Source organism: Catellatospora sp. NPDC049111 (genome assembly GCF_040648615.1).
Classification (GTDB): domain Bacteria; phylum Actinomycetota; class Actinomycetes; order Mycobacteriales; family Micromonosporaceae; genus Catellatospora; species Catellatospora aurea.
The window spans coordinates 19,571-28,477 of record NZ_JBEZEB010000072.1 but is presented as its reverse complement, the minus strand read 5'-3'; the positions used below and the strand labels follow the sequence as shown (position 1 = coordinate 28,477).

General features: G+C 72.8%; 10 protein-coding genes and 2 tRNA genes. 3 read left to right on the top strand and 9 right to left on the bottom strand.

The window, feature by feature from the left end; all coding sequences use genetic code 11:
* Window positions 1-104: 104 nt before the first annotated feature.
* The 3 genes from AB0B66_RS42910 to AB0B66_RS42900 all read right to left on the bottom strand — a co-directional run bounded on the left by AB0B66_RS42910 (window position 105) and on the right by AB0B66_RS42900 (window position 2,125).
* On the bottom strand, window positions 105-1,151 hold the full coding sequence (locus tag AB0B66_RS42910) for an aldo/keto reductase (protein ID WP_360541271.1): 1,047 nt from the start codon (window positions 1,149-1,151) through the stop codon (window positions 105-107).
* Window positions 1,152-1,286: 135 nt separating this feature from the next.
* A complete protein-coding gene (locus AB0B66_RS42905; protein ID WP_360541269.1) occupies window positions 1,287-1,889 on the bottom strand; it encodes a Clp protease N-terminal domain-containing protein in 603 nt (200 codons plus the stop codon).
* Window positions 1,889-2,125, bottom strand: coding sequence for an HTH domain-containing protein (locus AB0B66_RS42900; protein WP_360541267.1), 237 nt, complete (start codon window positions 2,123-2,125; stop codon window positions 1,889-1,891). The genes AB0B66_RS42905 and AB0B66_RS42900 overlap by 1 nt, the downstream gene beginning before the upstream one ends.
* 262 nt (window positions 2,126-2,387) lie before the next feature.
* Here AB0B66_RS42900 and AB0B66_RS42895 point away from each other — a divergent pair, with 262 nt between their 5' ends.
* Window positions 2,388-3,941, top strand: coding sequence for a glycosyltransferase family 39 protein (locus AB0B66_RS42895; RefSeq protein WP_360541265.1), 1,554 nt, complete (start codon window positions 2,388-2,390; stop codon window positions 3,939-3,941).
* 97 nt (window positions 3,942-4,038) lie between these two features.
* Here AB0B66_RS42895 and AB0B66_RS42890 read toward each other — a convergent pair whose 3' ends face one another.
* The 6 genes from AB0B66_RS42890 to AB0B66_RS42865 all read right to left on the bottom strand — a co-directional run bounded on the left by AB0B66_RS42890 (window position 4,039) and on the right by AB0B66_RS42865 (window position 7,428).
* A complete protein-coding gene (locus AB0B66_RS42890) occupies window positions 4,039-5,082 on the bottom strand; it encodes a hypothetical protein (protein ID WP_360541263.1) in 1,044 nt (347 codons plus the stop codon).
* A complete protein-coding gene (locus tag AB0B66_RS42885; RefSeq protein ID WP_360541261.1) occupies window positions 5,079-5,693 on the bottom strand; it encodes a hypothetical protein in 615 nt (204 codons plus the stop codon). The genes AB0B66_RS42890 and AB0B66_RS42885 overlap by 4 nt, the downstream gene beginning before the upstream one ends.
* Window positions 5,694-5,750: 57 nt before the next feature.
* Window positions 5,751-5,823: transfer RNA gene (locus AB0B66_RS42880), tRNA-Asp, on the bottom strand.
* A 19-nt stretch (window positions 5,824-5,842) separates the two neighbouring features.
* Window positions 5,843-5,915: transfer RNA gene (locus AB0B66_RS42875), tRNA-Trp, on the bottom strand.
* Window positions 5,916-6,169: 254 nt separating this feature from the next.
* On the bottom strand, window positions 6,170-6,955 hold the full coding sequence (yaaA, locus tag AB0B66_RS42870; RefSeq protein WP_360541259.1) for a peroxide stress protein YaaA: 786 nt from the start codon (window positions 6,953-6,955) through the stop codon (window positions 6,170-6,172).
* Between the two features lie 50 nt (window positions 6,956-7,005).
* Window positions 7,006-7,428 (bottom strand): DUF1801 domain-containing protein, encoded by a 423-nt coding sequence (locus AB0B66_RS42865; RefSeq protein WP_360541257.1) that lies wholly within the window; start codon window positions 7,426-7,428, stop codon window positions 7,006-7,008.
* 79 nt (window positions 7,429-7,507) lie between these two features.
* Between AB0B66_RS42865 and AB0B66_RS42860 the strand changes: the two genes are divergently transcribed.
* Both AB0B66_RS42860 and AB0B66_RS42855 read left to right on the top strand, forming a co-directional pair.
* Window positions 7,508-7,951: an NUDIX domain-containing protein gene (locus tag AB0B66_RS42860; protein WP_360541255.1), complete on the top strand. Its 444-nt coding sequence runs from the start codon at window positions 7,508-7,510 to the stop codon at window positions 7,949-7,951.
* On the top strand, window positions 7,951-8,907 hold the full coding sequence (locus tag AB0B66_RS42855) for a DUF1152 domain-containing protein (RefSeq protein ID WP_360541253.1): 957 nt from the start codon (window positions 7,951-7,953) through the stop codon (window positions 8,905-8,907). The genes AB0B66_RS42860 and AB0B66_RS42855 overlap by 1 nt, the downstream gene beginning before the upstream one ends.

Here is an 8,907-nt window from a genome sequence, read left to right as displayed (position 1 = left end):
GCCTGATCGCCGCAGGCCGGGCGGCGGGCACGCCTCGCAGCCAGCGGCCGGGTGCGTCGCACCGGCCGAGGGAACGGCGACTCTCCCTCGGCCGGTAAGCGCTGTCAGGCGGCGGCCCGGTCGGCGTGCGGGCGCCGGCGCAGGGTGCTGTCGGTCAGGGCCGGCGGGCGCCAGGCGCCGTCCGGGCGGTACAGGTTCACGCCGGGCGGGACGATCTCGTCGATGCGGTCCAGGATCGCGTCGTCCAGGGCCAGCTCCGCCCCCTTGAGTGCGGTGTCGAGGTGGGCCATGGTGCGCGGGCCGATGATGGTCGAGGTGACCGCGGGGTGGGCCTGGGTGAACGCGAGCGCGAGTTCGGGCAGGGTGCGGCCGAGGTCGGCGGCGAGCGCGGTGAGCTGTTCGAGGGCGTCGTATTTGGCGGCGTTGGCGGGGATGGCGGGGTCGAAGCGGTGCGGGGTGAGGGCGGCGCGGCCGGTGGTGAGGTCGACGGTGTCGCGGTTGACGCGTCCGGACAGGAAGCCGGAGGCGAGTGGGCTCCAGACGAGTACGCCCATGCCGTAGCGCTGGGCGACGGGGAGGATGTCGGTTTCGATGCCGCGGGCGAGCAGGGAGTACGGGGGTTGTTCGGTGCGGAATCGGCTGACGGCGCGGCGTGCGGCGGCGTGGTGGGCTTCGACGAGTTCCTCGGCGGGGAAGGTGGAGCAGCCGTAGGTGCGGATCTTTCCGGCGCGGACGAGGTCGTCGAGGGTGGCGAGGGTTTCCTCGATGTCGGTGGTGTGGTCGGGTCGGTGGATCTGGTAGAGGTCGATGCGGTCGGTGTCGAGGCGGCGCAGGCTGTCTTCGACGGCGGTGAGGATCCAGCGCCGGCTGTTGCCGCCGCGGTTGCGGCCTTCGCCCATGGGGAAGTGCACCTTGGTGGCGAGGATGACGTCGTCGCGGCGGCCGTGCAGTGCTTTGCCGACGATGGTCTCGGATTCGCCGGCGGAGTACATGTCGGCGGTGTCGACGAAGTTGACGCCGTGGTCGAGGGCGTGGTGGATGATGCGGGCGCAGTCGTCGTGGTCGGGGTTGCCGACGGTGCCGAACATCATGGTGCCGAGGCAGTAGGTGCTGACCTCGATGCCGGTGCGGCCTAGGGCGCGGTAGCGCATGGTGGTGCTCCCCTGGTCGGGACTCCCGCGCCGGCCCGGCGGGAGTCGATCATGGTAGGGAGCCTAGGTGCTGGAGTGCGCTCCAGGTCAAGCCGGCGCGGCCGGGGGTCTGCTCCCCCGGCCGCGTGGCTTGGTTCAGGTGCGGGCCGCGGCGATGGCGTTTTCGGTGCGGCGGCGCAGGTCGTCGAGGTCGACGCCGGCCTCGGTGATGATCAGTGCGGCGAGGCCTTTGCCCTCGCGGATCATGCCGAGCAGGATGTGCTCGGTGCCGATGTACTTGTGCTTGAGGCGCAGGGCTTCGCGTAGGGACAGTTCGAGCACGACCTTGCTGCGCGGGGTGAAGGGGATGTGGCGGCCTTCGCTGACGGCGACGCGGGGGCGGCGGCGGAACAGGCCGCGCCGGGGTGGCGGGGTGACCTGGTTGAGGGCGCCGGGCCCGAAGGTCTCTTCGAGCTTGGCGCGTACGGCGTCGAGGTCGATGCCGATGGCCTGGAGCGCGGCGGCGTCGGCGGCGCCGAAGGGTTCGGCGGTGCCGACGTGGCGGCTGATGGCGGCGGTGACCTGGTCGTGGTCGAGGCCGGCGGCGGTGAGCAGGTCGTACGGGATGCCGCTGGTGGGTCGGAGCAGGCCGAGCAGGAGGTGTTCGGTGCCGATGTAGTGCTGCTGGCCGCAGTCGCGGGCTTCGTCCTGGGCGCCCCTGACGACTTCGCGTGCGGCGGTGGTGAATCGTTCGAACATCACTTCTCCCGTCGGTCCGGTCCGGGCCAGCGGCCGGCGTGTTTCTTGTGTACGGCCTGTCGGCTGACTTCGAGGGCGTCGGCGATCTCCTGCCAGGACCAGCCTGCTTTGCGGGCGTTGCCGACCTGCAGCGTCTCGAGGGTTTCGAGGAGCCGTCGCAGGGCGAGCACCGCCCGGAGGCCGACGCCGGGGTCGGTGCTGCCGGCCGCGGCGGCGAGTTTTGTCGCGTCGCTCATGCTGTCAATGTAAGTTGACAGAACCTGTGGTGTCAACTCCAGTTGACGCGAAGCCCTGCCTGGATAGCTGCTGAGCTGCGATGGCGTCACATCGGCGGGATCGCCGGGCCGGCATCACGCATCACGATGTGCCGGATATGCACGACACAGGCTTTTGATACCGCATGGTCACCATTAGCGGTGTTAGCTTCTGCGGGCCTCCCGCCACGCGCCGACGCCGTCGCGTGGCCCTCCGCCGCCTGACCCTCTGGACGGGACGACGATGACTGCTGCCACCGTCACCTCACGTGCCACGCTGGTACGCGACGCACTGCTGTGGGCCGCGGTCGCCGCGGCGGCCGCGTGGACGTTCGCCTACCGGGCCGCCACCAGCCGCACCCAGGTGCTGGACTACGACGACGGGGTGTACTGGCAGACCGCACTGGCCATCGCCGACGGCGCCCGGCCGTACACCGAGGTGTTCCACGCCCAGCCGCCGCTGTTCCCATGGCTGGTCGCCCAGCCGTTCGCGCTGCTCGGAGCCGTTGACGGGGAGACCGCGGCCCGGATGCTGATGACCGGGTTCGCAGTGCTGCTCGCGGCGAGTGCGGCCGGTATGGCGGCGGTGCTGCGCGGGCCGCGGGCCGGGATGCTGGCAGCGCTGGCCGTGGTGGCGTTCCCGCTGGTGCAGCGGTACAGCTTCCAGTTCGGCGCGGATCTGCCCGCCGCGGCGCTGGGCGGGGTCGCGCTGTGCCTGGCGCTACGCGCCCGCACCGCGGGGCGGCCGGGCCGCTGGTGGTGGTGGGCCGGGTCGGGGGCGGCGCTGTGCCTGGCCGCGCTGGTGAAGCTCATCGTGGTCGTGGTCGTCCCGTCGCTCGCGCTGGTGCTGCTGACCACCGCCGCAGCGGGTGGGACCGGGTGGTGGGCGTGGGTGCGGCGCACCGCGGCCGCGGCCGGATCCCTGCTGGGCGGGTTCGCCGTGGCCGCCGGTGCGGCGCTGCTGGTGATCCGGCCGGGCCGGGCGGCCTGGGACCAGGTGTTCGCGTTCCACCTGCGGGCGGCGGAGTCCGCGAGCACCCCCGACGTCGTCGGGATGATCGACAACACCGGTGACTGGGGGCTGCCGTACTTCATCACCGCGGGTGTCTGCGGGCTGCTCGCGCTGGGCCTGCCGGGCCGGGCGGGTGGGCGGGCCGACGTCGCGGCGATCGCGGTGTGGGCGGCGGCGATCGTGCCGTACGGGTACCTGCACCATCCCGTGTTCAAGCACCACGTGCTGCTGTTCGTCGCACCGGCGGGGGCGCTGATCGTGCTGGGGGTGGCGGCGTTGTGGGCCGTGGGCCGGCGGGCGGTGCTGCGCCTGACGGGGCCACGGCGGCGGTGGGCCGGGGCGATGGCCGTGGTGGCCGCGGTCGCGGCGGGGGCCTGGCACACCACGCACAGCACGGTCGCGCCGGTGCTCGCCGACACGTCGGTGGAGGCTTGCCTGCGGGCGCTGCCCCGGGACGTGGTTCTCGTGTCCGACGACCAGGCGATGCTGGCCCGCGCGGGGCTGCGTACGCCGCCGTGGCTTGTCGACACCTCGCATGTGCGCATCGACTCCGGCTGGCTGACCGACGCCGAGATCACCGCGGCGGCGTCGGCGGCCGACGGGGTGCTGTTCGCCCGGCCGCGCCGGATCGGCAAGCATCCCGAGGTCAGGGTCTGGGCGAAGGAGAACTTCCCGGTGCGGTACACCGCGGACCGGTACGAGCTGTACGTCCGTGCCGCGCCGCTGGTCACCGGGTGCGCCGGCAAGGTCGAGGTCGACGGCGAGACGGTCAGCCCGAAGCCGTGACGCAGTTTCGCGGGACGTCCCCCGAGGTGGGACGTCCCGCGAAACGTGCCCGGCGGCGGCCGATACGTGGCAGGTAGGAGGCGGCCGCCGGGAGTCTTTACCGTTCCAGCAGCTGCTGGTGGAAGTCGCGGTAGCGCTGCACGGCCAGCCGCAGCTGCTCGGTGTCCGCGCCGGCGTCGCCGAACGCGTCGTCCAGCTCCCGCTGCCGGTCGGCCAGCGACTCCTGCAACGTGCGTACGGCCTCACCGACCAGGTCACGCAGCTCCGCCGCCACCGCCGGCGGGTCGTCGACGAACCGCAGCTGCGCGGCCTGCCACCGGTCCCGCAGGTCCTCGGCGGCCGCCGCGGGCCACAGCGATGCCGCGGCGACCAGCGCACCGACGTCGGCAGGCTCGGCCGCGGGCGGGTCGACCGCGTCCGGGCCGCCCACGACCACCGCGTCGTCGGCGGCCGGGGTCTCGTCGGCCGTCGCCTCAGGGTGGTTCGTGTCGTCGGCACCGGTGAGTTCGGCGACGGCGGACTCGTCGACGGGCGTACCGGGCGTGGTCAGGTCCTCCACCGCCTGATCGGCCGGGGTGGGTTCGTCGTCGGGGGTGTCGTCGCGGGCCACGGCCTCGTCGGTGAGGGCGTCGTCGGCCGGGACCTCCACATCGGCCAGGTCGTCGAGCGTCCTGGTCTCGGTGTCGGCGGGCTCGTCGTCGGCGTTCACGGCCTGCGCGACCGTCTCGTCCTGCACCTCGTCGGCCGGGACGACCGGGTCGAAGCGCTCGTCCGGGTCCTCGCCGAGGTGCGCCTCGGGGTGAGCGGGGTCGTCGGTGGCGGCGGGCTCGGTGGCGGCGGTGTCCTCCAGAGCCGAAGTGTCGCCGTCGTCGGGGGTGGCGACGTCGTGGCCGCCCTCGGTGGTGCCGCCGAAGCCGTCGAGGTCCACCGGCTCGACCGGGTCACCATCGCGTGCCGCGTCCTCGGCGGATACGGCACCGTCCTGGTCGTGACGGTGCTCCGGCCCGTTGTCGACGAGTTCGCCGTCGACGACGTCGTCGGTGCGGTCCTGGTGCGGCACGCCGTCGTGCCGCGGCGGGCGGTTGTCGTCGTCGGAGTCGACGAGACCGTGGCTGAACTGGGCTCGGGTGTCGTAGGTCATGCGTGGACCTCCTCGTCACGGCGGGGGGTGGCAGCCGCGGCGGTGTCGCGCTCCGCGGCGGGGGTGGGGTTCGCGGGCACCGGGTCCTCGCCGAGCAGCTGGGCGACCAGCTCGCGGTAGCGGACCACCGCGACCCGCAGGTCCTCGGTGCCGGCTTCGCCGCGGCTGTTGCGGTCGGCGATCTCCTTGGCCTCGCGGTACGAGGCGAGCGTCGCGGCGTGGTCGACGGACAGCTGCGCGAGCTGCTCCTCGTCGTCGTCGGCCGGGTAGCCGCGCGCCGTGATCAGGTCGCGGACCAGCACGTCGGCCTCCCCCACCGCGTCGGCCGGGGCGTCGATGAAGTGCGACTGCAGCGCGTGCCAGCGGACCACGAACTGGGCGTGGTCCTGCGGGCTGAGCTCGCGCAGCTCCAGCTCCGCGTGGCGGCGCTCGCGGTCGCGCAGGTCGCGCTCGGCGTCGGTCCTGGTGTCGTGCTCGGCGACGGCGCGGTCGTACTCGGGGCCGAAGCGGCGGCGCAGCGACTGGCGGCGCATAGCCGTCCAGGCGACGTACGCGGCGGCCGCGACGGCGGCGAGCACGATCAGCAAGATGATGATCTGTCCGGTGTCCATCGAGCTCCTCCTTCGCAGGAGGAGATACCCCTTTTCACGGCGCTAAACCGTGCGCTGCGCCGGTGACGGGATTCGAACCCGCGACCCCCCGCTCGACAGGCGGGTGCTCTCACCACTGAGCCACACCGGCAGCGTATGAAGTTGTGTCGCACGGGCGGCAGGATTCGAACCCGCAACCTTCGGATTTGGAGGCCGGCGCTCTGACCGTTGAGCTACACCCGCGTGCGTGGAGAACAAGAAACCGCCCGTCCCCGGTGATCCGGGGCGCGGGCGGCGCAGGCCGTTCGCGTGGCGCTAGGCGCGCCGGTCACCCGGGGTCGGATCGTCGGTGTCGGCCGTGGACCACGAGCGGGTCACGGCACGGCGGGACGGGGACCATCGCTGATCGTGCTGGGCTCGCATCGCTGTCCTCCTGTCCTGACCGGGTGGTGTGCATACCGTAGGCCGCGATGGCCGCCCGGCACAAAGGATTTAGTTCAGAGCTCGGTGACGACGATGTCGAGCTGCCAGGGGCGGCCGGGTTTGGCGGGCGGCAGCTCTTCGACGGTGTGTTTGAGGTCGCGCAGGGCGGTGGCGAGCTCGGCCGGGGTGCGCGGGTTGGCGCCGTCGAGGAGCAGGTCGCGGACGAGGCGGCCCTTGGTGGCCTTGTTGAAGTGGCTGACGACGGTGCGGGCGCCGTTGCGCTCGTGCAGGACGCGCACGGTCGCGGTGCGGGCGGCGACGTCGCCGCGGGGGGTCCACGCGGGGGTGTACATCGACGAGCGCAGGTCCAGGACCAGGCCGGTGCCCGCGGCTTCGGGCAGGGCCTGGGCCATGGCGTCGCGCCAGTGGGTGCTGAGCAGGCCGACGCCGGGCAGGCGGACGCCCATGGCGCAGCGGTACGGCGGGACGCGGTCGTCGATGCGCAGCGCGCCCCACAACCCGGAGAAGATCAGCAGCGTGCGCTTGGCGCGGGTCTTGGCGGGGGCGGGCAGGTCGGAAAGGCCCAGGTTGTCGTAGAGCACGCCGGTGTACAGGCTGCCCGCGGGCAGTGCCCTGGCGGTGCGCAGCTGCGTGTTGCGGGTGATCTCGCCGCGCAGGCCGGGGCTGAGGCCAAGGGTGTCCGCGGCGGTGTCGGCGTCGCCGGCGCACAGCGCGATCAGCGCGTCGAGGGCCTGCTCGCGGGCCGGGTGCAGGGCGGGCAGGGACAGCCGTGCCAGGTCGAGCGGTTTGCCGGAGCCGGTGTCGGCCTTGCCCTCCGAGGGCGGCAGCAGGATCAGCACCGGCTCACTCTAGGTGACCAGCCGGGCGGGTCCGCCGTCGGCACGGCCGGTCAGCTGGTGATCGTCTTCCCGTGGACCTGGGTGAACGCCGCGGCGACGAGCTCGCGCAGGGCGGCGGTGTCCACGTCGGCGAGCTTCTTCACGTACACGCAGGCTTTGCTGGTGGTGACCGGGCCGAGCCGGGACAGCAGGTCGCCGTGCACGTCGAAGCCTTCGGCGACGTACAGGACCAGGGCCTGCTTGCGCGGGGAGAAGCCGACGGCAGGCCAGTCGCCCTGCTTGCCGGAGGCGTAGACGTAGTGATACTGCCCGAAGCCGACGATGGCGCTGCCCCACATGACCGGCGGCTGGCCGGTGACGTCCTCCATCAGCTCGCAGACGGCCAGGGCGTCGGCGCGGCGGCGGGCGTCGGCGACCCCCGCGAGGAACTCCTCGACGTCGCCGTCGTTCTTCGTCGTCTTCGGTTCGGCCATGCGGCCAGACTATGCCGCCGGTCCGACAGCCGCCGTCGCGGGACAGCGCGGGGGTGACGATGCGAAGTAGGCTCGCCCCATGACCACCCGTATCGTGCTGACCGCCCTGGTGGGCCGGACCGGAGCCGTGCTGCTGCGGATGCGCGACGAGCAGTCCGCGGTGCGGGCCAACCGGTGGAGCCTGCCCGGGGGCGCGATCCGGCCCGGGGAGAGCCCGGTCAACGCCGCCAAGCGGCACATCGCCGAGCAGACCGGTCTGCCGGTCGACGGCGAGCCGGCGCTGTTCTGGCACGGGTTCCTGCCGGGCACCCGTACCGACGTGTTCTTCTTCGCCGCGGGCACCCCCGCGTGGAATCCCGACATCGTGGCGCAGCCAGGGGTGCTGGCCGAGTTCGTGCCGGGTGAGGACGTGCTCAGCGGGCGGGCGTTCACCCCGGCGTCGGGATTCGTGCTGGGCCGGTTCCTGGAGTCCAACGAATACCTGGCGCTCGCCGGGCGGTACTTCCCCGCCGATCCCGTCTGATGGCGTCGCTGCGCACGCCGGGGCTGTTCGAGGCGCTGGCCGGATGCGAGCGTGTCCTGATCGCCGGTGCCGGGGGCGGCTTCGACGTGTACGCGGGACTGCCGCTGGCCCTGCAGCTGCACGGCGACGGCGTTCAGGTGCACCTGGCGAACCTGTCTTTCGCGGACCTGCACGCCCTGGACGTCGAGGTGTGGCTGGAACCTGACCTGGCCGCGGTCGGCCCGGCGACCGAGGGCCTGGACGGCTACTTCCCCGAGCGGACCCTCGCCCAGTGGCTGGACCTCAACGGGCTGCCGTCAACGGTGTACGCCTTCCCGAAGACGGGCGTGCAGCCGCTGCGGGCGGCGTACCGGGCGCTGGTGGACCTGCTGCGGCCCGACGCGATCGTGCTGGTCGACGGCGGCACCGACATCCTCATGCGCGGTGACGAGACCGGGCTGGGCACGCCCGAGGAGGACATGACCAGCCTCGCCGCGGTCGCCGGGCTGGACGTGGCGGTCAAGCTGGTCTGCTGCCTCGGGTTCGGCATCGACGCGTACCACGGGGTCAACCACGTGCAGGTGCTGGAGAACCTCGCCGAGCTCGACCAGGCCGGGGCGTACCTGGGCGCGCTATCGATCCCGGGCGACTCGCCGCAGGCGCGGGCATACGTGGAGGCGGTCGTGCACGCGCGGGCGCTGACGCCGGGCTGGCCGAGCATCGTCAACGGGCAGATCGCCGCGGCGCTGCAGGGCCTGCACGGCGACGTGCAGTTCACCCGCCGCACCGGCGGCAGCCGGCTGTTCGTCAACCCGCTGATGGCGGTGTACTTCACCGTCGACCTGGCCGGGTTGGCGGCGCGCAACCTGCTGCTCGACCGGATCGAGGGCACGCACGTGATGCGGCAGGTCAGCGTCGCGATCGAGGAGTTCCGCCACGAGACGGACACCCGGATCCCACGGGTGTATCCGCACTGA

Bases quoted from the DNA above. Each gene is read 5' to 3' on its own strand.
- AB0B66_RS42855 (WP_360541253.1), top strand. From the start codon at position 7,951: ATGGCGTCGCTGCGCACGCCGGGGCTGTTCGAGGCGCTGGCCGGATGC.
- AB0B66_RS42860 (WP_360541255.1), top strand. From the start codon at position 7,508: ATGACCACCCGTATCGTGCTGACCGCCCTGGTGGGCCGGACCGGAGCC.
- AB0B66_RS42890 (WP_360541263.1), bottom strand. From the start codon at position 5,082: ATGACCTACGACACCCGAGCCCAGTTCAGCCACGGTCTCGTCGACTCC.
- AB0B66_RS42865 (WP_360541257.1), bottom strand. From the start codon at position 7,428: ATGGCCGAACCGAAGACGACGAAGAACGACGGCGACGTCGAGGAGTTC.
- AB0B66_RS42885 (WP_360541261.1), bottom strand. From the start codon at position 5,693: ATGGACACCGGACAGATCATCATCTTGCTGATCGTGCTCGCCGCCGTC.
- AB0B66_RS42900 (WP_360541267.1), bottom strand. From the start codon at position 2,125: ATGAGCGACGCGACAAAACTCGCCGCCGCGGCCGGCAGCACCGACCCC.
- AB0B66_RS42910 (WP_360541271.1), bottom strand. From the start codon at position 1,151: ATGCGCTACCGCGCCCTAGGCCGCACCGGCATCGAGGTCAGCACCTAC.
- AB0B66_RS42895 (WP_360541265.1), top strand. From the start codon at position 2,388: ATGACTGCTGCCACCGTCACCTCACGTGCCACGCTGGTACGCGACGCA.
- AB0B66_RS42905 (WP_360541269.1), bottom strand. From the start codon at position 1,889: ATGTTCGAACGATTCACCACCGCCGCACGCGAAGTCGTCAGGGGCGCC.